The following is a 22,339-nucleotide window of genomic DNA, read 5'->3' on the forward strand; positions in this document are numbered from 1 at the left end:
CTGGTAGAAGCAGATGGTTATAAAAAGCTTTTGATAACTATGAGTGCAAAAACAGATAGCTGCGAAAATTTATTATGAGCTAATAGCAAAATTTGATATTTTGTGATATTGAGGGTATGGGGAATCGTAATCTCCATTAAGTTCGTCAGAGAATCATAATCCAGAAATGGGATTTTGAGTTACTCTAGGCGATACTTGCTTTAGAAAATGATTTGCCATAATGAGTTAGAATATGGGAGGAGGAAGCGTTAAAAAAAGAGAGAGCCATAAGCAACTCTCTCTGTGATAAAATCAAAAAGTTATAGTATCAGTGATTCGGTAAGATTACAAAAATCCTTAACAGGAATATTTTCTTTAAGTGGTAAAGCTGTCTCTAAAAAGGTTTCGTCTGCAAATCTTTCGAGTTCAGAATCAAAATATATAATTGAAGCATTTGTATTTAATTGGAATGGTGGAATTGTAACAAAATAATCATAATCTTCGTAAGAAGGAGTGGCGCAAGAAACTTTGATTTTTCCGCCCAATTTCAATTTTGCAAATTCTCCATAAATGGCAGTTAAGGCTTTTTTCCTTTCTTCATCAGAAGTAATTCTATCTACATATCTAATATACCAATAATCTATATTTCCCTCTTTTAATTCAATTAAATAATCGTATGATCTGGGCGTTCCAGATTTTATTGTCCATTCAACTTTATGCAGACTTGTCATCATGGAAAGTCCACGCATTAAGGTAGAAAAAAACTTTTCATGCACCTGAACAGTAGAGAGATCCAAAGAAAATCCATTGTCTGCAATTATCTTTTTTCGTTCCCGCATTTTTTTAGAAGAATATCCCGTTGCATCATATAATTCTTGGATAAGTTCTGGATCATCAATGGCTTTTGCAATTTTATCAATAGTGCTTTTATATGGTCTTCCAGATCGGGCACCGTTGAGCATTCGTGAAATGGTTGCATTATTTAAGCCTGTTTGTTCAGATAATTCTTTTTGTGTTTTTTTCTGTAAAATGATTTGAAGTATATTGATGAATCTTTCCTGATCGTAAACGCTGTCAGGATTTATTAGTGTGCCTGAATTTGATATAAATTCGTTCATTCAAATCTCCTCTTGATTTCTTTGACTTTGTATAAATTGACTTCTTGTATTTTATCTTATCAATTATATCCCTAAAAATCAATTTAAAACATAAAGAAATCAAAAAATACTTTATTGATATTCTCTTAAAAGTCAAAGAAGTCAAAAACGTAATTGACATTTTGACGTCTTTGTGTATAATGTAAATCAAGAAGTCAAAGAAGTCAAACAAATCAAAAAGAAAGGAAGGAGGGCTGTGGATTGAAATATAGGGTTGTTTCGATTTTGAAAGATAATAGACCACGTTTTTTGATTATTTCTGATATTGAAGAAATTGAAATCCTTCCATCAAAGTATTTGAAGCATCTGGATCAGATTAATGCTTCTCCGAATACTGTAAAATCCGCAGCTTTCGCACTTTCATATTATTACAATTTTCTGCAGGAGCAAACGATAGGATTGGATGAGATTATATTGCTATCTTATTCAGAGCAGAATAAACATTTTATTGATTTCTTGTATTGGGTTAAGAGTGGAAAGCATACTGAGCATAATACACAGACGAGCAATAAGACCTGCAATATGTATCTTGGTGCAGTCTTCAGATACTACCAGTTTTTGGAACTGGAAGATGTTTTGCCAATGCTTAAAGTCTTACGAGTAAAAAAAGTAATCGTATTTTGACAGTATGGGAGTAAATCATCAAAATGCAGTGAATTCGTTTAAAGGTTTCTTCAAAGAAGAAGAACCTAATCTGGAAGAAATAACATCCGAAGAAATACAGGAGCTGATAAATGCCTGTTCGAATGATAGAGATCGATTGCTGATAGCAATGATGGCAGAAACCGGTCTTAGATTAGGGGAAATTCTGGGAATCCATTATACCGAAGATATTGATTTTGAAAGAAGAACGGTTCGGGTAAGGTATCGTGAATACAATACCAACTTGGCAAGAGCAAAAAATGCAGAATATAGAATGGCTTTGTTAAGTAATACAACTTTTGAGTTCTTGGTTAAGTACATTTCTGATAACCGAAAAAGTCTGATGAACTCGGAGTATTTATTTACAAAATTGACTGGAAAAAACAAAGGAGAGCCATTAGATGCGGATTCTGTGTATAGCATGTTGAAAAGGCTATCCCAAAAAACGGATATCAATTCTCATCCGCATCAGCTTCGACACTATTTTGCGGAGGAAAGAAGAAAAGAAGGATGGGATTTGAATGACATTCGTTTTGCCCTGGGGCATAAGAAAGTTGAAACTACCATTAAATACTTGGGTGAAAATAATGAACGATTGATAGAAGCGACAGATCAATACTACTCAAATAATGAAGATTTATACCAAATTGCAGATTTTCTGTAAAAGGAAGGAGGGATTACCTTGGCAGTATTAAAAATTGTTCCGAAGTTATATCAGGAAAAAATATCCGAGAAATTAAAGGAAGAAATATCTTTAGTTACGAATGGAGAAGCAAAATACTATAACCGGTTATACAAATTTTTCCAGTATACAGATATACAGTGTACTGCAGATATTAACTATGAAACGAGAAAAATGTATATGGATTCTCTTGAAAAAGAGGATATTTCAGAAAAATATAAAGCGGAATTACTGAGCTTATTTGATCGTTTAAAAATAGAAAATATGCCGGATGTCTATTCACAAGGAAAGCCCTTCTCTGTAGAACAGGAGTTTTTTAAGCAAGACAAATTGTTTTTGCTGTATGTCCCCAATAAGAAGAAAGCACAATCTTTCCGTCAGGTGGTTGATAAGAATGATTTGTTATGGGACTTAACGAGGATACATTCATCACAGTTGGTGCGACAGACAAAAATATTGCTGTGTGAAATTCTGAATATGGATAAGGTACAAAGACATCGAAGATATTTTTTAGAACCATTAAAAGCACTTATACGGTTTTGCGATAAGTACGGAATAGATGATATTGAAGAAATGGAACAGGCAGACGAAAACAGATTTTATCTGTATTTAAACAAGGAGTCGGAAATTATAAAAAACAGGCTTCTAAGATTGTTGAGTTTGCGAGAAGAACGTTATTTCTGACAGATTCAGAGACAAATTGGCGAGCGTGTATCTGGTATATGGATAGGTTTCAGTTTGATAAATCGAGAATCAATGCTAGTTCACCTGTTAAAAGCCTTTCATTTATTAATATTTACGAAAAAGAAAATCGTTGGTATTTACAATTATACGCAAAATATTTGGTCGGGATATCGGATCTGTCTTTATCAAATATCCGAAATACAATAAGTTTTATATCACAATTTTTAAAATATCTGGATGGACAGAGTAAGAAAGTAACTGAACTGGAGATACAAGATATAGAGGGTTATGTGTCTGTTTTGGATAAGTCCGATATTAAGTATTCTACTTTTAACCGATATATCACACATATGCATACATTTCTACAGTTTTTGAAAATGAAAAATATTGAAGTGTTGAAGTTTTATCCGGAACGATTTTTAAAAAAGGTTTTTCAGAACACAATGAAAGAAGTGTTCCAGAAAAAACAATTGCTCATCTGATTAAGGAGCTGCCGGCATTCCCAGAGCATTTACAGTTGATGTATTTGATTTTGTTTTGCACAGGAATTAGGAAAAGCGAGGTTTGTACAATAAAATCGGGAGCCTTTTATTCACAAGGCAATGAGAATTGGATGCGCATATATCAAAGCAAAATGCGGAGAGAAAAAGTCATTCCTGTTCCCAGTTTATTGGTTGGACTGGTGAATGATTATGAAAAAAGTACGGAATAAAAAATGGGGAGTATTTATTCAAAAATAAAAAGGGTGGTGCATTTAATGGACAGACATTTTCAAATCAGATGATTCGGGAGTGTAAGGTTCGTGGGATTGCCTGCGGAGATTATATCTTTAGAGCACACGATTACAGACATAACCTTGCAACTTCAATGTACGGAAATGGGGTTTCTATACAAGGGGTACGAGATTATCTAGGACATTCAAGTGAGAATATGACAAAACAGTACATTGATTTCATGCCGGAACGTATTGTATCGGCTGAAGATAAATATTTCTCTAAAAATCAGTCATTTAAATTGAAAGGAGCAGAAGATGATGAAAGGTAATATTAATTTGATTTCGTATGACTGTTATCAACAAGCTACAGAAAAACAGTTGGCAGGACTGAAATGGAAGGAAAACAGGGTGTACTACATATCAGAGATTCATAATGAAAAGATGCAGGATGAGATTTATGGGTATATCGATGATAGATGTAGACGTTTGTCATTATCAACAGTAGTAAATGATATTTACAGATTTGATCTGTTGAAAGAATTTCTGAATGAGAAGTGTACAAGTTGTAGCAGCATCACTGATAAAAAATGGGAAGAACTGGAGAGAAGTTATAAAGCATTTTTATATAAAAAAGGATTGGCGCTGTATGTTAGAAGAAATAGACCGGATAGGCGGAATGTTGAGCAACAAAGTAGCGCTCAGATTTCTTTTCTGAAAATGTATTATGAGTATGTTGTGAAGTGTAAAACAGCAGATATTCCAGAAAATGAAAAAGATGTATGGGATATGAGAAAGTTGGATATTGTGCCAAGGAGTAATCCGATTCGTGGAAGATATAGATTAGATTTTCGTGAGATCAGGCAGAAAGAATTTAAAGAGATAATAAAGAAAATATTGTATAGCCACTGCCAGACAAAAGCAATGGGTAGTATAAAAGGTGAATTGCGTGGATTCCGTCGGTTTGCTAGTTTCATGTATGATCGATTCCCAGGAGTAAAGCACTTTACAGAAATTAGCAGGGATATGATAGAAGATTATCTGGTTTATATAAAAACGGATACCGGTCTTACATCAGTCAGTTACACGACAGAGCTGTCGGTTTTGGATAATCTGTTGGATGAAATAGGGCGTGAACTGGAAATAGGAAATATATGCAACCTTTTTCTGTCCAGTGATTGCAGAGCATATGACAACGCTTTACCAGAAGCGTATTCAGATGCAGAAATCAGAAGATTTAATTGTGCATTAACAAAATTAAAGCCCCAGTTAGGCAGATGTTTAATAATACATCAGATGCTCGGTACAAGAATAGAGGATACGTTGACTTTGCGAAGGGATTGCTTATCTGAGAAATCTGGACATTATTTTATAACTATTATCCAGCAGAAAACAAGGAAATACAAAAGACCAGTTAGCGATCAGCTGGCAGAATTGATTAGAAAAGCAATAGAAGTTTCAGAAAAGGAGCATCCAGATTCAGAATATATTTTTCTGCAAGATAATGGAAAATTGTATACAGATTCAATGTTGAAATATCATGTAAATATCATGATTTATGAAAATGATATCAGGGATGATAATGGAAATTATTTTGAGTTTCGTACACATCGTTTTAGACATACTTTTGGAGTAAAACTTACAGAAATGAAATTAGATGATGATAGCATTGCAAGGCTGTTGGGGCATAAGGATACACGAACCATACCACATTATCGGCGGTTAAGAAACGAAGCATTGGCGGAGGATACAAAGGCTGTACGAGATGAAATGAATGAATTATTAGCACAATACAGGAGGGAAAAGGAAAATGCAGAAACACGATAAAATGGTAGCACTGGCAAAAGAAAAAAGTGCGGAAATGACGGAAACAGCAATAACAGCTATTGAAACAATGTATAGAAAAAATATAAAAATTTCAGTTGCTGAACTTACAAAACTAACAGGACTTTCTAGAGGTTTTTTCTATAATAATCCGAATGTGAAACAGGTCATGATGGAATTGAAGGAAAAACAACAGGGAATGATATTGCGAAATCCTAAAAGTGATGCTATTGCAAAAGCACAGGAAGCACGGATTAAGAGTTTAGAACAGAAATTATCCGATAGTGTTCCGAAAAACGAATATGAAAGTCTTCAGAAAAAATATGAAGAATTACAGGTGAAATATAGTCAAATGAAAAAGGGAACACTGTTGAAGATGTACGACCAATTATAGGAAGAAAAGGAGAATATTTTATGCAGAACGAAATTTATGATGAGAAAAATGGACTTACTTATATGTTATGTGGTGATTATTATTTGCCAAAATTGGCACTTACAGATATCGAACCAACTTATGGGAAATATGGGATGCTTCGTAAAAGCTATTTACAGGAACACAGAAAGGCAAAATATCAAATATTGTTGTTACAAGGAAAACTTGTCGAGCATTTGAATCAGATTGATGCAGAAGCAAGGGATAGGGAAGAACAATTAGTAAAACAGATGATGGAGAAACAAGGAATTATAGAGAAATTAAAAAGGCAGGACAACATGGAATGGACAAGGAGGATGAATGCCATTTGTCATGATGCAGAAGAGATGATTTTGACGGAAATGATATACACAAAAGGATAATGAACTGCATTGGATAGCAAGAATTTTGCAGCCCGGATAGCAAAAAAGTGGAAGTCCGGATAGCAAAAAAAGGAAGTCCGGATGGCAAGATTCTTGCTGTCCGGAAAGACAAAAAAGTGAGGATTAAAAATGTTGGTTAAGTACATAATAAAAGTGTTTTTATATTTAATTCTTGCAGTAATGACATTGATTCGCTGGTTATTAAAAATTCCGATGATGTTGGGAAATATTTTGCTTTACTTTTTATCAATTATATTTATTCTGACAGGTGTTTTGAGTTATGGATTTGCATTGGAATCTGCAAGAGAATGTGGGCGAATGATAATAATTGGGATGGCATTTGGTGCAATACCAGACTTTGTCCCATTTTTGGGAAAAAGTTTAGAGACATTGGTTGCCAAACTGTTAAGTATGACAAATGAATGAGAAAGTCAATATGAAAGAGGGCTGTGAAAGGCTCTCTTTTCTTTTTGCAACTGTGGAATGGCAAGATAATAACATTATATACAGTGTATATTAAGTACAGATATTGTATTTCTGCATGATGGGAACATAGGGAGTCCATATAAAGGCACTGAATACGGGACATGATGGAAGCCTTTCAACACTTCATGCAAACAGCAGTCAGGATATGCTTTCCCGAATTGAAACGATGACATTGATGGGAATCGATCTTCCCCTGGAAGCAATCCGAAGGCAGATCGCTTCCGGGGTAGACATTCTGGTACATCTCGGGCGTATGCGGGATAAAAGCAGAAAGCTGTTGGAAATCACAGAAGTATGTGGATTTGAAAACGGAGAGATCCAGACCAGGCCGCTGTATCGCTGGGAAGAAGGAAAGGGACTTGTAAAAACCGGAGAACTTTTGCATTGTGAAAAAATGAAACGGGCAGGAATCAGACTATGAAAGAGCGGAAAGGAAAGAATCAGAAATGGAGATCTACGAGGAAAGATTACAGGATGTATCATTTTACGGGGAAGGAGACCGCAAAGTATCTTCTGGAGGGAGCTGCCGTATGCGCTGTAGCCGACTATCTGTTTTATCAGAGCCTTCCTGTGTTGCTGTTTATGCTTCCAATACCAGTGCTTTTTCTGAAAATGCAGAGGAAAAAATGCACTGCACGGCAGCAGAGGGAGCTGAATTATCAGTTCCGGGATGCTCTGACGGCCATGAATGTGGCGGTACAGGCCGGCTATTCCGCGGAGAATGCGGTGCGTGCCAGTGTAAAGGATCTGGGGAGACTTTATGAAAAGGGAAGTGATATCCTGGATGAATTTCGGTATATCGAAAGCCAGCTGCGTCTGAGTGTTCCGGTGGAAGAGCTGTTCCTGGATCTGGGAAAACGCAGCGGAGTGGAAGATATTGAAAATTTTGCAGCAGTATTTTATACAGCAAAAAGAACAGGCGGGGATATGACGCAGGTGATCCAGAAAGTAGCCAGAATGCTTAGTGATAAGATCGAGGTAAAAAAAGAGATCGAGGCAACGCTGGCCGCAAAGAAATCGGAACAGATGGTTATGAGTATCATGCCGGCCGGTATCATCTGCTATCTGAAACTGACTTCGCCGGGATTTTTGGATGTACTTTATGGGAATCCTTTCGGAATCTGTGCCATGACAGTTTGCATGGTGATCTATGGCTTGTCTTACTGGCTGGGTGTGAAGATTGTAGACATAGAAGTGTAGGTGAGGATAATGTGGATACATATTTTGATATTTATGGTGATCCTTGGGGTGTTTCTGGCAGGAAAAATGGGGCGGCTGCCTCCGGAAGCCGGAAATCCGGAAGAAAAGAAACTGTTTATACGGATAGCGCTTACCGGAAATATCATCGGTATGCTCCTGACATTTCAAAGTGGCGGAGATAAGGTTTATTCATCCGGATACCGTATGGAAAAAGAGGAGACAGGTGCTTATGAAGAGAAATTCAAAGTATCTGTAGACGGAGAAGAAGCCGGTTCCCTGTATGTGCAGGTGCCGGAAAAAGAAACAGAAGGATCCGAAGAAGAACCGGAAACAGAACTTAGCGAAGAACAGCAGCGCGAGAAAGAGCTGCAGGACATGATCGTACAATATAATCAGAAAAAAACGATCCGCAGTACTATTATCTTCCAGATGAATGGAATGGAAAACATATTGAATGGGAGCAGCCAAAAGACAAAACAGGAAACCTGCTTTCAGCTCTTGGTCTGGCAGCAGCGGCAGCAGCTGTCATTGCAAAAAAACGGGAAGAACAGAATGCTCAGATAAAAAGAAGAGAACAGATGCTGATGGATTATCCAGGACTGATCATGAAATTTACCCTTCTGGTGCAGGCAGGCTTAACTGCCAGAAAAGCGTTCCAGAAAATAGCACTGGATTACGGAAAGAGAGAAGATGGTAAAAAACGTGAGGCTTACGAAGAAATCCGAGTAGCCTGTTATGAGATGGACAGTGGGATTTCCGAAGCAGAGGCTTACCGGAGATTTGGAGAACGGTGCGGACAGGTAAAGTATAAAACTCTGTCAACACTACTGATCCAGAACCTCCAGAAAGGAAGCAGGTATCTGGCCGATCTGCTGGAAAAGGAATCCGTGGAAGCCTGGGAGGAGCGAAAAAGAAAAGCAAGAGTGCTGGGAGATACAGCAGCAACAAAACTGCTTCTTCCGATGGTCTTGATGCTCCTGGTGGTGATGGCGGTGATCATGTTGCCGGCATGCCTTTCCTTTTACGGAGGGTAGGACTGGAGAACAGAGAAAGGAAATGTGAGGTGACAAATGAAAATATGTGGAAGTATGTAAAAGAATTTGCGATGGAAGAGGATGCGGTGGGTGTTGTGGAGATCATCCTGATTCTGGTGGTTCTGATCAGTCTGGTCATCATCTTTAAGGAACAGCTTACAGCACTTGTTAAAAAATCCTTACAAAAATCACAAAACAAAGCAATACGATCTGAAAATGAGAAAAAACGGTGATATCTGCTGATATTTCCGTTTTGGAAAGGAGAGGTACCCCTTGGCAGGAAATGTGAAAAAAGGCAGCATTACGATCTTTCTGGCTCTGATCTTGAGCCTGGTTCTTTCTCTTGTGTGTGCCAGCATTGAATCTGTACGCATGGCAGCTGCCAGGACACAGATACTTAACAGTATGGATATCGGCTTATATTCCTTATTTGGACAGTATGACCGAACGCTTTTGGAAGATTATGAGCTGTTTGCACTGTATGCAGGTGGAAAAGAAGAACTGGATATGGCTTCTGTATATGATGATTTTCAGACTTATATGAAACCTGTATTGAAACAGAACAGTCAGAAACTGGAGCTTCTCCAGGGCGGATTCAATGGTTATCAGCTTCTGAGCGATGGAAAAGGCGAGATTTTTTACCAGCAGGCTGTTCAGTATATGCGTGAAACTCTGGGAAGCCAGGGGGTACAGACTCTTCTCGGAAAACTGAAGGATCAGGAAAAGAAGACAGAGGATGCAGAGAAAAAAGGAGAACAGGCAGAAAATAAAGGAACGTTGGATTCCTATGATTCTGCTATTACGGACGCCGCGCAGAAGAGCGAAGAAGCAAAAAAGAACAGGAACAACAAAAAACCAGGGAGATTTTTCGGATGCAGGAAATGGGGATGATTTTACCGGCGGTGTTGATGAAAGCGTGGAAAATCCTATTCCGATCATCAGAAGAGTCCGTAAAATGGGACTTCTTGATCTGGTAGTACCATCCGAACGGGGAATATCGGATGCGGTTACAGACAGAAAAAGCCTTACATCCGGAAGAAAACTACAGACAGGACTAATGTTGGATACGGATATACGATCCGATAATTCGTATACGTCCGGAATATTGTTTGGACAGTATCTGCTAAAGAAACTGGGAAATTATCGAAGACCGGCAGCGGCGGGGGTGAATTATCAGGTGGAATATATTCTTGGAGGGAAGAACAGTGATCGGGAAAATCTGAAGTCCGTGGCAGGAAAACTTCTGGTGATCCGTCAGGGGGTTAACATGGCGTATCTGCTTTCAGATGGTGGAAAACGGATACAGGTCGAAACACTGGCGCTGGCGATTGCATCAGGTTTTCTGATCCCACCGGCGGCAGCAGTGATCGAAGCGGCACTGATCTTTTGCTGGGCATTTGCGGAGAGTATTCTGGATGTCCGGGAACTTTTTGCAGGAGGACATGTACCTCTTATAAAAAACTCCTCAGACTGGCAGCTGTCTTTGAGTAATCTGCCCAATATCCTGGACAAACTGGATTCTTCAAGAAAGGATGCAGGGAATGGAATGTCTTATGAGGATTATCTTCAGGTTCTGCTTATGGCGAAAGGAAAACAGGATAAAGTTCTGAGAGGAATGGACATGATCGAGTGCTCTGTACGTGAAAAGGGAAAAAGACCGGGTTTTCAGATGGATCACTGCATCACTGCCGTGGAAGCGTCTGCAGATGTAAAAGCAAACAGACGGAAAATATTTACAGTTACGCGTCAGTATATGTATGAATAGAAAGAGAGGTGTACAGGGATGCTTTTTCAGAAAGAAAAAGAAGATAAAAATCAGATAAACAGACTGGATCAAAAAAGAGAAAGGCGCTCTCGAAGAGCTTTTTTCCTGCTTTCCCCGATAAGCCGGAAAACGCTTTCTGGAAAAGTATCCCTGTGCACCTTTCTGAAAAAAGCAAGTCTCACCCTGGAGACTGCGATGGCTTTGCCGCTGTTTTTTTCGGAGTGCTCACGCTGCTTTCTTTTATGGATATTTACAAGGTACAGACGGAGCATCTGACCGGCTTGTGCCAGAAAGCAAAGGAAGCAGGTATGTATGCGTATGGTGCTGGCGGTTCAGGTACAGAAACGATCACATTGCCGGACTTATATTCCTATCAGCCCATAGGCGGTCTGATCCCGCTTCCTAAAATATGGTTCCATAATACGGTAAAGGTCCATACGTGGAATGGTGTGGTATACGAAAATGGAAAGGATACAGTGGAGAGCCAGCCTATGGTGTATGTGACAGAATCAGGAAGTGTGTATCACAGAAAACTGGGGTGCAGTTATCTGAATCTGTCTGTTCAGCAGATATCAGGCTCTTCGGTTAAAGCTTTAAAAAATGCATATGGAGAAAAGTATCAGGCCTGTGAGCTGTGCAGTCGTGGGCAGGAACCGGCCGGAGTGGTATATATCACAAAAAAGAGTAACCGTTTTCATAACAGGGAAAGCTGCAGCGCATTGAAACGATCTGTACGGATGGTGAAAGAAACGGAGGTTTCCGGTGAAATGAGTGCCTGCGGACGATGTGGCTGAAGGGAGAGATCATGAGCAGTGTAAAAATTTGCATGACTGTACTTCTTGTAATTAATACCTGGACAGATATCCGAAAAAAGAAATCTGTTTACCGGTGCTTTTTATTTTTCTGGCAGGCGGGATCCTGTGGCGGATCAGGCAGGGGCTTCTCTGGCCGGCAGGGATTATTTCCATGGGAATCGGAGTATTTATAATTTTGATCGCTTTGATCAGTGGAGGAATGGTCGGATTTGGAGACGGATTGCTGATACTGACAATGGGCTCTGTGCTGGGAGCCGGAGAACTGGCAGGGATCCTCTGTGGTGCATTATTGTTGTGCGGAATCTACTCAGGCATTGAGTATCTTATGCTAAAAAAGAGTCGAAGTGAGGAAATTCCTTTTGTACCGTTTCTGTTGATCGGATATTTGGGAGGGATATTTTTGTGAGAAAAATAAAAAGGGGAGCTTTACAATAGAAGCTGCATTGCTCATGCCTCTGGTGCTTATGATACTGATCGGAGTGCTGTATCTGGATTTTTTGTACATGACAGAGCATATCTCACTGCGGCAGCTTATGAGGCAGCAGTCAGTGGCAGTATGGAAGGATATAAAAAGAAAGGGAACATATATGAAAAGGCGGATATACAGGGTAGAATGCTGGGAGATATCGGGCTGCCGGGAGGAGAGAATCTGAGCATGCAGACAAATGCAGGAAAAACTGTGAAAGTAACTTACAGACTGGAAGTACCTGCCGGGTTCCTGGGGCAGAAATGGAAGCTGGAAGTCAGTGGTAAGGCAAAGCCTCTGCGGCCTGTGGGATGGATCCGCAAGGTAAAAGGAACTGTGGATATGCTGGGAGAGGTGACGCCATAAAATGAGAACGGAATATAAAAGAGATATGAATCATAATTATCTGATCCTGACAGGAGATGAGAGAATCGATACAGATTCTTACCAGGTAAGGATGATCGTGGCCAATGCTGTGCCTGATCTTCTTCAGTGTCGGATACAGGGAATCGACGGAAAATTCATGGTGTATTATGATATAACTTCCAGGCATTCCATGACTGCGCTTTTTGAGGAAAAAAAGATGGATCTGGAGTCGCTTCAGGTGATACTGGGAGGCTTTATACAGATCATGGAAGAAATGTCCGAGTATCTTTTGAATCCCTGTCAGCTGATCCTGGAACCGGAATATATCTATCTGGATGCGGAAAGAAAAAGTGTCCGATTTTGTTATCTTCCGGGATTTCATGGGGAAATACAGAAACAGTTTCAGAGTCTTGCGGAGTATATCCTTCCAAAGCTGGATCATGAAGACGGAAAAGCGGTTATGCTGGGATATAATGTATACAGACGTGCACTGGAGGACAGCTTTCATCTGGAATACATCAAGGAAGAGTTATATAAAATATGTAACAGCGACGAGGAAGATTTTTCTCCATATGAAAAAAAGAAAACAGTGGTCCAGGAAGAAAACAGGATGACAGAGGAGGAAAAAGCAGAGGATCTGTGGCAGGTGGAAGGCTGGGAAAGAGCCAGTGTGTCCGGAAATGAAAAACAGAAAAAATCTTCAGCGGACTCACAGAAGCGGAAAACAAACAAAATATGGAAGCCAGTGGCTGGATTTGGTGCAGCATTGGTGCTTCTTCTAGGAATTACGGCAGGAATGGCCGGCGGATATATTCCAAGAATAAGCAAAGAAATTTTTCTTCTGGGAATTCTTGCAGCAATGATACTGGGGATGCTGAGCTATATTCTGATCAAAAAAGTCTGTGGAAAAAAGAAAAACTGGATACGCCGGTGCCTGAACAGAAATATGGTGCGGCGGAAAAAGAGGCAGCTGTATATGCTGAAGATCAGAAAGAATCTGGTGCGCTGTCCGGGTGCAATGCCGATGACAGCAGAAAAGAACTGGAACAGATCAAAAAAAATATTCCGACAAAAGCGGAAGATTTTTTAGATGGATTTGGTGAAACGGTAGTTCTTTCTGCAGGTGCATCCAAAGGTCCTGCTACATTGGTGAGCCGGGAACCGGGGGAATTGGCTACCATTTATCTGGAAAGAGATATCACAGTGATCGGAAAACTGGAAACTGCGGCGGATGCAGTGATCAATATACCAACTGTCAGCAGAATCCATGCCAAGATCCGAAAAAGGGAGGGGGCATATTATCTGGCAGATCTGAACTCCAGAAATGGGACTTCTGTAAATGGACAGCTTCTGAAAACAGGAGAAGATTACTTGCTGGAGGATGAGGATGAAGTTGATTTTGCACAGGCCCGTTATATTTTTTTGAAATAACAGAGCGAAAAATCCGGTTTTGTATCGTATTAATATAGGGCCGTAGGTTGTCCGCCTGATGAAAATCTGTTAAAATAATGAAATAAATTTAAATTTTCAGATTATAACAGCGAGTTATGGGGAATATTTCCGGAACCGCTGTGGAAAGAGGCCGGAATTGGAAGAAATAAAAAAAGAACCTGTGACAGTTTTACTGATCCTCATAAATACGCTGATCTTTCTTGTGGTGGAATTTACCGGCGGTTCGGAGAACGGGCAGCATATGCTGGAATGCGGTGCTGCTTATGCACCGCTGATCCTGGAACAGGGACAGTGGTATCGGCTGTTTAGCAGTATGTTTCTGCATTTTGGTGCGCCGCATCTGATCAATAATATGCTGGTTCTGTTTGTGCTTGGCCAGAGGCTGGAACCGGTAACAGGAAAGATAAAATTTTTTCTGATCTATATATTTGGTGGTCTGGGCGGAAATATGCTCTCTTTGTTTTTTGATATGTATGCAGGAAACGCTTCTTTATCTGCAGGAGCTTCCGGAGCTGTTTTTGCAGTCATGGGCGGTATGATCTATGTGATCATACGGCACAGAGGAAGAGTGGCGGATCTGACTGTCAGACAGATGTTGATCATGGCCGCATTTTCACTGTATTTCGGATTTGCAAGTGAAGGCGTGGATAACGTAGCGCATATAGGCGGTTTGCTGAGTGGTTCCCTGATCGCTGTAATTCTTTATCATCCCAGAAAAATATGGAAAACAGTTCCCTGACCGGGAGTACTCTCAAGCGTGATGTCTCCACTATGTGCCTGAGCAATCTGTTTTGAAACAGCAAGGCCAAGGCCGGTCCCGGATTCTTTGGTTGTAAAAAATGGCTGAAATATCGTAGCCTGCTGTTCCTTTGAGATTCCACATCCGTTATCCCGGATATCAATGCGGATGCCGGAATTTTCCGGAATGACAGAAAAAGAAATCTTTCCTCCGGGAATGGGAACGGCTTCCCATGCGTTTTTCAGAAGATTCAGAAGCATCTGCCGGACACGGATCCGGTCAAGAGCCATCGATGGCAATGAATCCGGAATATCTGTTTCAAGTGTGATCTCCAGATAATCCAGAGTAGGTTTTATGGAGGAAAGGATCGTTCGGAGGTAGCTGCAGGTGTCAATGTTTTCTCTTTTGACATGGCCTGCATTATTAAATGCAGAAAGTTCATCAAGAAGTTCTTTTACATAATCAAGATTATCCATAACATCATCCCAGTGCTCATATTCTTTGACATCAGGATGTGCAGATGCGATCATCTGGAGTCCGCTGTTAATAAGAGTCAGAGGATTCCGGAGTTCATGTGAAAATTTTGAAAGTGTATAATGAAAATCGTTTTTCAATTTACTGACTGTAGTATCGTTGCACATATTATCACCTCGAAAAAATATTAACATCAGAAATTTCAAATATCAACAAGAACAGTATTGAAAAATTCGAGAAAATACGACAAAATAAGAATATAGATAAAATAATTTTGCAAACAAGGAGGACAAAATAATGGGAGATTGCATATTTTGTAAAATCGCAAATGGAGAGATTCCATCAGCAACACTTTATGAGGATGAGGAATTTCGCGTGATTCTGGATCTGGGACCGGCAAGCAAAGGACACTCATTGATCCTGCCGAAAAAGCATGCAGCGAATATTTATGAACTTCCGGATGAGACTGCCGGAAAAGCAATGATCCTGGCTAAAAAAATGGCAGGAAAGCTGAGAGATGCACTGAACTGTGATGGATTTAATGTTGTGCAGAACAATGGAGAGATCGCAGGACAGACTGTGTTTCATTTTCACATGCATCTGATTCCGAGATATGAGGGAGATGGTGTTGGTTTAACCTGGAAACCCGGAGAACTCAGCGATGAGGTGAGAGATGAAATCTTAAAGAAAATTAAAGAATGACAAATAGCCACTAAAGAGGAAAAATGAATAATCAGACATTTGAAGAGTTTTATCTTAAATACCGAAAAATATCCAGAGGGTATGCGTATGGAGTTCTCCATGACTGGAGTGCTGCTGATGATGTCAGTCAGGATGTACTTTACAAAATGTATACTATAAAGGATGGCCTGAATATTGATAATGAAAAGATGATGTTTTCTCTGATCAAGAGGGCATCTATGAATAAGGCTTTGGATTATATAAAGAAATCAAGCTCCAAGCATGAGTTTGTCTGTCAGGAAGAAGTTGCGGCATTTCTGGAAGAACAGAATTCGGTCGATGCGGAAGATGTATTTCTGCGTAAAGAGAAGAAAGAATTTATGTATATGGTGCTGAGAAGATTTCGAAAGAAACAGCCGATAAATTATGAGATCTTAATTCAGGTCAAATATCTGGAGATTTCCGTTGAAACAGTTGCAGAAGAATATGGTCTGACGAAAAGTGGTGTCAATAACAGGATATATAAAGCGAAGCGCTGGCTGCAGGAAGAATTTCGCAAAGTATACGAATAAAAGAAAACCCTGCCAGCCCGGAAGGGAGTGGCAGAGTTTTCATATGGCTGTTGTGGAAATATAGTCAGGCTCTGGCGCATTCTTCAATAAGATCAGTGATCTTACTGATGGAATCTACCTGGCCGTTTCCTGCCATAGCATCTGTATATTTCTGACGATCGGTATAGAGCTGGCGGATGGTTTCCAGAAGCTTTTCTTCTGTAATCTCCTCTTCTTCCAGCACTTTACTGAAGCCCTGGCGTTCGAAGGATCGAGCGTTAAGGATCTGGTCACCACGACTGGCTTTGGCAGAAAGCGGGATCAGAAGATTTGGCTTATGAAGTTCGCGGATCTCACAGATTGCGTTAGCACCTGCGCGGGAGATCACGATATCAGCCATGGCAAACAGATCCGGAAGCTCGTCCTGGATATATTCATACTGGACGTATCCGGCAGTACCGTTGAGAGATTCATCAGTTTTTCCTTTTCCGCAGAGATGAACAACCTGGAATTCCTTCAGAAGTTCAGGGAGGATCTTGCGGACATTATCATTGACAGAAGCAGCTCCCAGACTACCACCGATAACCATAAGTACCGGTTTGTCAGCAGTGAAGCCACAGAATTTACGACCGTTTTCCGCATTTCCGGAAAGAAGTTCCTGGCGGATCGGAGTTCCTGTAAGAACTGCTTTGTCAGCAGGAAGATTGGCGACTGTCTCAGGAAAATTACAGCAGATTCTGGATGCAGAAGAGAGACAGAGTTTATTGGCAAGACCTGGAGTCATGTCGGACTCGTGGATCAATGCGGGGATTTTTAAACGTTTGGCCGCGATCACAACGGGAACCGTAACGAAACCGCCTTTAGAAAAAACAACGTCCGGTTTCAGCTCTTTCAGAATCTTTCTGGCCTGGCTGAATCCCTTCAGTACACGAAACGGGTCAGAGAAGTTTTTGAGATCGAAGTAACGTCTCAGCTTTCCGGATGAGATTCCATAATATGGGATTCCAAGTTCTTCGATCAGTTTTTTTCGATTCCTTCGTAGGAACCGATGTAGGAAATCTTATAACCAAGCTCCCTGAGCTTTGGAATCAGGGCAATATTTGGAGTTACATGTCCGGCAGTACCACCGCCGGTAAGTACGATGTGTTTCATTTGGATTCCTCCTGAATAGTCATATACTATCATTAAATATGAACTCTAACGGAGGAATTGTCAAGGAAAGATAGGATTACAGGAGAAAATAATGGAAAATTTCAGGGATGCCGAACTGAAAAAATGGTTGGCAGAAGAATATGAAAAAGAAACCGAAGAGATGGAAAAAATCCTGTTTCCAGATGGAGTGATTCCTGATGATGGAGAAACAGAAGAGGAGGCAAAGGCTGCTTATCAGAGGCTTGTAGAAAAACTGAAAGCAGATGGTGTTTACAAAGAAGACGAAACTGACAGTATTAAAACTGATGATCATAAAGAGAATGTAAAAATCGTTTATCTGCCCGAAAAGAAAAGTCATAAAGCAGCTCGCGTAGCGGCAGCAGTACTTGTATGCTCAGCCGGTATCTTCGCCGCAAGCATGACCAGCCAGGCGAACAGGAGGTATTTTATTGATTCTGTGAGGTATTGGGTTGGACATGATACGAAGATTGTGGTAGATAATGATAGAACGAATGAGAAAGAATGTGAAGATGAGCAAAAGGCAATTGATGATATAGAAAAAGAGTTAAGTGTTGATATTCCACGCTTTTTATATCGGCCTGAGGGACTTGAATTCAAAGATTACAATATAAGTAAAGATTTTGAATATGCTTTATTGCAGTATGATTATAATGACACAATTATGACATTATATATTAATAAATATGATAAGGAAACCAAAAGTACTGGTGCGAGTTTAGATGGAAAAGAAATAGAAACAATCAAATTACCGGAGGGAGAAGCGAGCATTCAGGTGAAAAGAATAATGGCTAAAGGAGATAAGAAAGCCAGTTATGTTGCATATTGGAATAATTCCACAGAATTTTATCAAATAGAATCCCAAATGGAAGAAAAGGAGTTTATAAAATTAATCAAAAATATAAAATTTTGACGAGATAATGTTTTTTTTCATCGTATATATAATGTAATGAAAGTTTAAAGGAGAAAGGCATTATATGAAAGAGAAAATGAAAAGAATAATAAGCATGTTGTTTTTGGCATGTTGCTGCAGTATATTATTTGTAGTTCCTGCAATGGCAGAAGGCTTATCAGATGATTTTTCAGTGGAAACAGATACGGATGGAGATTATGCAGAGGATACGACTTACAGTGTTCTTAGAGGCAATAACTTAAGTTTTGGAACAACAACGATAAAAAAGATGGCAAGTAATAAAGTTGGAATCTCTGGAATAACTCAGTGCCATCATGTATGCAGTAAAGTTTATTTGGATGTTTACTTGGAAAGAAAGGTAAATGGAACATATTCTACATATAAAAGCTGGAGTTTTACAGCATCAAACGCAAGTAATTTAGTTAAAGATCTTACGGTAATCGTACCAAAGGGTTATTACTACCGTGTACGAGGCTATCACGCAGCTAAAGATGGCAGTAAAGAATCAACCACAACCTTAACCAATGGTATTCTTGTAAAATAATAAATCAACAAAATAACACACCCCCCAGCGATGCCACTCCCCCAAAAAATAAAAAATCCAGTAAACTTTACATTACCTTCGCTGGGGAATGTCTAAAAATTCTGAATAATATCAAAAAATCTAAAAAATCCCCTTAAAAAAGAAACATATTTCACAAAAAGACTGTCAAAAAACATATATTTCGTGTATAATAAATACAATAACAAACCGTTAATAAACAAAAAGTCGATTATTTCTTCTTGGAATTGTATATCACAGCGTTTCTGGACGATCGGATATCACAGAGAGATCCTTCAGGCTTTTTTTGATATGGAAATTTCAGAACGTGGGACGGAAAAGGGGGCTTGTGCATGAAGATAACATTTATCGGTGCTACGCATGAGGTGACTGGAAGCTGTTATTATCTGGAAGCGGCGGGACGGAAGTTTCTGGTGGATTATGGAATGGAGCAGGGACCGGATTATTATGAAAATAAGGAGCTTCCGGTGGCTCCGGGTGATCTGGATTTTGTGCTTCTGACACATGCACACATGGATCATTCCGGAAATCTTCCGGCCTTGTATGCAAAAGGCTATCAGGGGCCGATCTATGCGACAGAGGCAACTTGTAATCTCTGCGATATCATGCTTCGTGACAGCGCACATATCCAGATGTTCGAGGCTGAGTGGAGAAACCGAAAGGGGCGGAGAGAAGGAAAACCGGAATTTATTCCTGCATACACGATGGAAGATGCCATGGGTGTGCTCCGGAACTTCGTCAGATGCCCATATGATAAGATCATCAAACCGGCAGAGGGAATCGAAGTAAGATTTGTGGATGCAGGACATCTTCTTGGCTCCAGCAGTATTGAAGTCTGGATGACGGAAGAGGACAAAACAGAAAAGATCGTTTTTTCCGGCGATATCGGAAATATCGATCAGCCGCTGATCAGGGATCCGGTATATATCCGAGAGGCAGATTATGTTGTGATGGAATCTACCTACGGAGACCGCAGTCATGGAGAACGTCCGGATTATCCGGCAATACTGGCAGAGATCATCCAGAGGACCTTTGACAGAGGCGGCAGTTTGGTGATCCCGTCCTTTGCAGTAGGCCGTACTCAGGAAATGCTGTATTTTATCCGACAGATCAAAGAACAGGGACTGGTTCACGGCCATGATGGTTTTACGGTATATGTAGACAGTCCCCTTGCCAATGAGGCAACTACGATCTTCAGTGAGAATGCATATACCTGCTATGATGAGGAAGCAATGGATCTTTTGAATAAAGGTATCAATCCGTTATCCTTCCAGGGATTGAAGACCTCCGTTACTACCGATGATTCCAGAGCTATCAATTTTGATGAGGACTGCAAGGTGATCATTTCCGCCAGCGGTATGTGTGATGCTGGTCGTATCAAACATCATCTGAAACACAATCTGTGGAATCCCAGAAATACCATTCTTTTTGTTGGATACCAGGCTATCGGAACTCCGGGACGGGCATTATTGGAAGGTGCTGTGGAGCTGAAGTTGTTTGGTGAGACTGTGCAGGTAGCTGCTGAAATATGCAAAATGCCGGGAATCAGCGGTCATGCTGATGTAAACGGACTTATAGAATGGGCGAAAGCCTTTGAGACGAGACCAAAACACGTATTTGTTACGCATGGTGATGATACGGTGACGGAGATTTTTGCCCAGAGGCTTAAAGAAGAGCTTGGGTATGATGCAACAGCACCCTTTAGTGGAACTGAATATGATCTTCTGGAGAACCGGTGTATCCATGAGGCTGTCGGTGTTCGAATCGTAAAGGCAACTGCTTCGCCGAAAACAACCAAGGCTGCCCGTGCATATGAGAAGCTGCTGGCTATGGGACGTCGCCTGATGTCCGTGATCCGGAAGAATGAAGGCTGCCCCAATAAAGATCTGGATCGTTTTGCAAGAGATATCCAGTCATTGTGTGACAAGTGGGATAGAACGGACATTTAACCGAATAACGTTGAGGCAGTTATTTTGTCAGATCATCCTAAAATCACCCTGCGGAAATTTTTCGCAGGGTGATGATAAATCCGATATACAAAATAAGATTATGTGAGATCAGCCTTCGTTCAATGCCTGGCGGATGGCTTTTGCAAGCTGATCCGGACATGAAGTTGGTTTGAATCCGCAGCGGATGCCTTCCAGACGGGAGATCACTTCATCTGCATCCATTCCCTCTGCAAGCTGTGCAACACCCTGTGTGTTTCCGGAACATCCGCCTGTAAACTTGATATTGTGAACTTTTTTATTATCGTCGATCTCGAACTCAATTCCCTGAGCACAGACGCCTTTTGTCTTATAAACCATTCTGGTTACCTCCTGTTCTGTTTATTTATCGATTATAGCATCTCTCAAAAAAAGTTTCCATAAAAAATAAAATTTGTTATAATGAACAATGTAGAAAAAGAAAAAGATACTGCTGAACGGAAAAAACTGTGAAATTCAGCGGGATATCATATTGAAAGAGAGGATTTACAGATCATGAAATGTGTTGGAATCATAGGAGCAATGGAACAGGAAGTAGCAAGACTGAAAGAGGTTATGGAGAATGTATCCATTACTACCAGAGCCGGAATGGATTTTTATGAGGGTGTTCTGGAAGGAAAGAAGGTAGTTGTGGTACAGTCCGGGATCGGTAAGGTAAATGCCGGCATGTGCACCCAGATCCTGGCAGATCTCTTTCAGGTGGAAGCGGTGATCAATACCGGTATCGCAGGAAGCCTTAACAATGATATCAATATTGGAGATATCGTACTTTCCACAGATGTTCTTCATCATGATATGGATGCAACCGGATTCGGATATCCGAAGGGACAGATTCCGCAGATGAAAGAGTTTTCCTTCCAGGCAGATGAGTGCCTTCGTAAGATCGCACATGATGTATGTGAGGAGGTAAATCCGGAGATCAGGGTTTTTGAAGGAAGAATTGCTTCCGGAGATCAGTTTGTATGTGATCAGGGTGTAAAAGATAATATTGTAAAGGAATTCAGCGCCTATGCTGTTGAGATGGAGGGCGCAGCGATCGGACAGGCAGCAGCTCTTAACGGGATTCCATTCCTGATCATCCGTGCTATCTCAGATAAAGCAGATAATAGTGCAAACATGGATTATCCGGCTTTTGAAAAGCTTGCAATTGAGCACAGCGTACGTCTGACCCAGGGAATGCTGAAACGGATGGCCTGATCGGAACT

General features: G+C 40.4%; 32 protein-coding genes and 1 pseudogene. 29 read left to right on the top strand and 4 right to left on the bottom strand.

From position 1 onward, the window contains the following. Positions 1–299: 299 nt before the first annotated feature. On the bottom strand, positions 300–1,097 hold the full coding sequence (locus tag CK1_RS07190) for a helix-turn-helix domain-containing protein (RefSeq protein ID WP_015525611.1): 798 nt from the start codon (positions 1,095–1,097) through the stop codon (positions 300–302). Positions 1,098–1,337: 240 nt separating this feature from the next. On the opposite strand from CK1_RS07190, the gene CK1_RS07195 reads away from it, so the two are divergent. The 23 genes from CK1_RS07195 (at position 1,338) to CK1_RS07310 (ending at position 14,798) form a co-directional block, all read left to right on the top strand. Beyond that, positions 1,338–1,760 carry a site-specific integrase gene (locus CK1_RS07195; protein WP_306288824.1) on the top strand — a complete coding sequence of 141 codons (423 nt, stop codon included), beginning with the start codon at positions 1,338–1,340 and terminating at the stop codon, positions 1,758–1,760. Between the two features lie 4 nt (positions 1,761–1,764). Next, positions 1,765–2,442 (top strand): tyrosine-type recombinase/integrase, encoded by a 678-nt coding sequence (locus CK1_RS07200; protein WP_306288825.1) that lies wholly within the window; start codon positions 1,765–1,767, stop codon positions 2,440–2,442. 18 nt (positions 2,443–2,460) lie between these two features. Continuing rightward, the gene (locus tag CK1_RS07205; protein WP_306288826.1) at positions 2,461–3,144 is read left to right on the top strand and encodes a hypothetical protein; all 684 of its coding nucleotides are present in this window, start codon (positions 2,461–2,463) and stop codon (positions 3,142–3,144) included. 38 nt (positions 3,145–3,182) lie between these two features. Continuing rightward, positions 3,183–3,626, top strand: coding sequence for a site-specific integrase (locus tag CK1_RS07210; RefSeq protein ID WP_015525612.1), 444 nt, complete (start codon positions 3,183–3,185; stop codon positions 3,624–3,626). A 38-nt stretch (positions 3,627–3,664) separates the two neighbouring features. After that, positions 3,665–3,856 (top strand): hypothetical protein, encoded by a 192-nt coding sequence (locus CK1_RS07215; RefSeq protein ID WP_306289077.1) that lies wholly within the window; start codon positions 3,665–3,667, stop codon positions 3,854–3,856. Further along, positions 3,853–4,188 carry a tyrosine-type recombinase/integrase gene (locus tag CK1_RS07220; RefSeq protein WP_306289078.1) on the top strand — a complete coding sequence of 112 codons (336 nt, stop codon included), beginning with the start codon at positions 3,853–3,855 and terminating at the stop codon, positions 4,186–4,188. The genes CK1_RS07215 and CK1_RS07220 overlap by 4 nt, the downstream gene beginning before the upstream one ends. Continuing rightward, positions 4,175–5,683 carry a tyrosine-type recombinase/integrase gene (locus CK1_RS07225; RefSeq protein ID WP_306288827.1) on the top strand — a complete coding sequence of 503 codons (1,509 nt, stop codon included), beginning with the start codon at positions 4,175–4,177 and terminating at the stop codon, positions 5,681–5,683. Before CK1_RS07220 ends, CK1_RS07225 begins: the two co-directional genes overlap by 14 nt. Beyond that, entirely contained in the window at positions 5,667–6,074 is a 408-nt protein-coding gene (locus tag CK1_RS07230; protein WP_008374214.1) for a DUF6262 family protein, read from the top strand. The genes CK1_RS07225 and CK1_RS07230 overlap by 17 nt, the downstream gene beginning before the upstream one ends. A gap of 20 nt (positions 6,075–6,094) precedes the next feature. Further along, entirely contained in the window at positions 6,095–6,475 is a 381-nt protein-coding gene (locus tag CK1_RS07235; protein WP_015525615.1) for a TnpV protein, read from the top strand. A 129-nt stretch (positions 6,476–6,604) separates the two neighbouring features. Beyond that, positions 6,605–6,901, top strand: a complete 297-nt coding sequence (locus CK1_RS07240; protein ID WP_015525616.1) for a hypothetical protein — start codon at positions 6,605–6,607, stop codon at positions 6,899–6,901. A 148-nt stretch (positions 6,902–7,049) separates the two neighbouring features. Further along, positions 7,050–7,382: an ATPase, T2SS/T4P/T4SS family gene (locus CK1_RS07245; RefSeq protein WP_330490090.1), complete on the top strand. Its 333-nt coding sequence runs from the start codon at positions 7,050–7,052 to the stop codon at positions 7,380–7,382. Further along, positions 7,379–8,161 (top strand): type II secretion system F family protein, encoded by a 783-nt coding sequence (locus CK1_RS07250; RefSeq protein ID WP_015525618.1) that lies wholly within the window; start codon positions 7,379–7,381, stop codon positions 8,159–8,161. The genes CK1_RS07245 and CK1_RS07250 overlap by 4 nt, the downstream gene beginning before the upstream one ends. A 9-nt stretch (positions 8,162–8,170) precedes the next feature. Further along, positions 8,171–8,725, top strand: a complete 555-nt coding sequence (locus tag CK1_RS07255) for a hypothetical protein (RefSeq protein WP_015525619.1) — start codon at positions 8,171–8,173, stop codon at positions 8,723–8,725. Positions 8,726–8,745: 20 nt separating this feature from the next. After that, the gene (locus CK1_RS07260; protein ID WP_306288828.1) at positions 8,746–9,195 is read left to right on the top strand and encodes a type II secretion system F family protein; all 450 of its coding nucleotides are present in this window, start codon (positions 8,746–8,748) and stop codon (positions 9,193–9,195) included. A 29-nt stretch (positions 9,196–9,224) separates the two neighbouring features. Next, positions 9,225–9,428 carry a Flp1 family type IVb pilin gene (locus CK1_RS07265; protein ID WP_353611137.1) on the top strand — a complete coding sequence of 68 codons (204 nt, stop codon included), beginning with the start codon at positions 9,225–9,227 and terminating at the stop codon, positions 9,426–9,428. A gap of 40 nt (positions 9,429–9,468) precedes the next feature. Further along, positions 9,469–10,086, top strand: a complete 618-nt coding sequence (locus CK1_RS07270; RefSeq protein ID WP_306288829.1) for a hypothetical protein — start codon at positions 9,469–9,471, stop codon at positions 10,084–10,086. Continuing rightward, positions 9,983–10,960: a DUF5702 domain-containing protein gene (locus CK1_RS07275; protein WP_306288830.1), complete on the top strand. Its 978-nt coding sequence runs from the start codon at positions 9,983–9,985 to the stop codon at positions 10,958–10,960. Before CK1_RS07270 ends, CK1_RS07275 begins: the two co-directional genes overlap by 104 nt. A gap of 242 nt (positions 10,961–11,202) precedes the next feature. After that, entirely contained in the window at positions 11,203–11,754 is a 552-nt protein-coding gene (locus CK1_RS07280; RefSeq protein WP_015525623.1) for a hypothetical protein, read from the top strand. A gap of 94 nt (positions 11,755–11,848) precedes the next feature. Continuing rightward, entirely contained in the window at positions 11,849–12,181 is a 333-nt protein-coding gene (locus tag CK1_RS07285) for an A24 family peptidase (protein ID WP_306288831.1), read from the top strand. A gap of 249 nt (positions 12,182–12,430) precedes the next feature. Next, positions 12,431–12,607 (top strand): hypothetical protein, encoded by a 177-nt coding sequence (locus CK1_RS07295; RefSeq protein ID WP_015525625.1) that lies wholly within the window; start codon positions 12,431–12,433, stop codon positions 12,605–12,607. Position 12,608: 1 nt separating this feature from the next. Then, positions 12,609–13,697, top strand: a complete 1,089-nt coding sequence (locus CK1_RS07300) for a DUF6382 domain-containing protein (protein ID WP_015525626.1) — start codon at positions 12,609–12,611, stop codon at positions 13,695–13,697. A gap of 80 nt (positions 13,698–13,777) precedes the next feature. Beyond that, positions 13,778–14,038 (top strand): FHA domain-containing protein, encoded by a 261-nt coding sequence (locus CK1_RS07305; RefSeq protein WP_306288832.1) that lies wholly within the window; start codon positions 13,778–13,780, stop codon positions 14,036–14,038. A gap of 157 nt (positions 14,039–14,195) precedes the next feature. Further along, positions 14,196–14,798, top strand: coding sequence for a rhomboid family intramembrane serine protease (locus tag CK1_RS07310; RefSeq protein ID WP_306288833.1), 603 nt, complete (start codon positions 14,196–14,198; stop codon positions 14,796–14,798). Here the strand turns inward: CK1_RS07310 and CK1_RS07315 are convergent. Continuing rightward, complete coding sequence (locus tag CK1_RS07315; protein ID WP_015525627.1) at positions 14,765–15,439, bottom strand: two-component system sensor histidine kinase NtrB; 675 nt, start codon at positions 15,437–15,439, stop codon at positions 14,765–14,767. The two genes, CK1_RS07310 and CK1_RS07315, sit on opposite strands and share 34 nt — an antisense overlap. Positions 15,440–15,569: 130 nt before the next feature. On the opposite strand from CK1_RS07315, the gene CK1_RS07320 reads away from it, so the two are divergent. Both CK1_RS07320 and CK1_RS07325 read left to right on the top strand, forming a co-directional pair. Continuing rightward, positions 15,570–15,974, top strand: a complete 405-nt coding sequence (locus tag CK1_RS07320) for an HIT family protein (protein ID WP_015525628.1) — start codon at positions 15,570–15,572, stop codon at positions 15,972–15,974. 23 nt (positions 15,975–15,997) lie between these two features. After that, positions 15,998–16,525 (top strand): RNA polymerase sigma factor, encoded by a 528-nt coding sequence (locus CK1_RS07325; protein ID WP_015525629.1) that lies wholly within the window; start codon positions 15,998–16,000, stop codon positions 16,523–16,525. A 64-nt stretch (positions 16,526–16,589) separates the two neighbouring features. Here the strand turns inward: CK1_RS07325 and murG are convergent. Continuing rightward, a pseudogene (gene murG, locus CK1_RS07330) lies at positions 16,590–17,656 on the bottom strand (undecaprenyldiphospho-muramoylpentapeptide beta-N-acetylglucosaminyltransferase). A gap of 91 nt (positions 17,657–17,747) precedes the next feature. Between murG and CK1_RS07335 the strand changes: the two are divergent. The 3 genes from CK1_RS07335 to CK1_RS07345 all read left to right on the top strand — a co-directional run bounded on the left by CK1_RS07335 (position 17,748) and on the right by CK1_RS07345 (position 21,098). Then, the gene (locus CK1_RS07335; protein WP_015525631.1) at positions 17,748–18,587 is read left to right on the top strand and encodes a DUF4367 domain-containing protein; all 840 of its coding nucleotides are present in this window, start codon (positions 17,748–17,750) and stop codon (positions 18,585–18,587) included. 64 nt (positions 18,588–18,651) lie between these two features. Beyond that, complete coding sequence (locus CK1_RS07340) at positions 18,652–19,131, top strand: DUF6147 family protein (RefSeq protein WP_015525632.1); 480 nt, start codon at positions 18,652–18,654, stop codon at positions 19,129–19,131. Between the two features lie 350 nt (positions 19,132–19,481). Beyond that, positions 19,482–21,098, top strand: coding sequence for an MBL fold/beta-CASP domain-containing RNA metallo-hydrolase (locus CK1_RS07345; protein WP_015525633.1), 1,617 nt, complete (start codon positions 19,482–19,484; stop codon positions 21,096–21,098). Between the two features lie 108 nt (positions 21,099–21,206). Here CK1_RS07345 and CK1_RS07350 read toward each other — a convergent pair whose 3' ends face one another. Further along, the gene (locus tag CK1_RS07350; RefSeq protein WP_015525634.1) at positions 21,207–21,455 is read right to left on the bottom strand and encodes a TIGR03905 family TSCPD domain-containing protein; all 249 of its coding nucleotides are present in this window, start codon (positions 21,453–21,455) and stop codon (positions 21,207–21,209) included. A 174-nt stretch (positions 21,456–21,629) separates the two neighbouring features. Here CK1_RS07350 and CK1_RS07355 point away from each other — a divergent pair, with 174 nt between their 5' ends. Then, positions 21,630–22,331, top strand: a complete 702-nt coding sequence (locus CK1_RS07355) for a 5'-methylthioadenosine/adenosylhomocysteine nucleosidase (RefSeq protein WP_015525635.1) — start codon at positions 21,630–21,632, stop codon at positions 22,329–22,331. The last annotated feature ends 8 nt before the right edge of the window (positions 22,332–22,339 follow it).

Origin of the sequence: Ruminococcus sp. SR1/5 (genome assembly GCF_000209835.1) — a bacterium.
GTDB lineage: Bacteria > Bacillota > Clostridia > Lachnospirales > Lachnospiraceae > Blautia_A > Blautia_A fusiformis.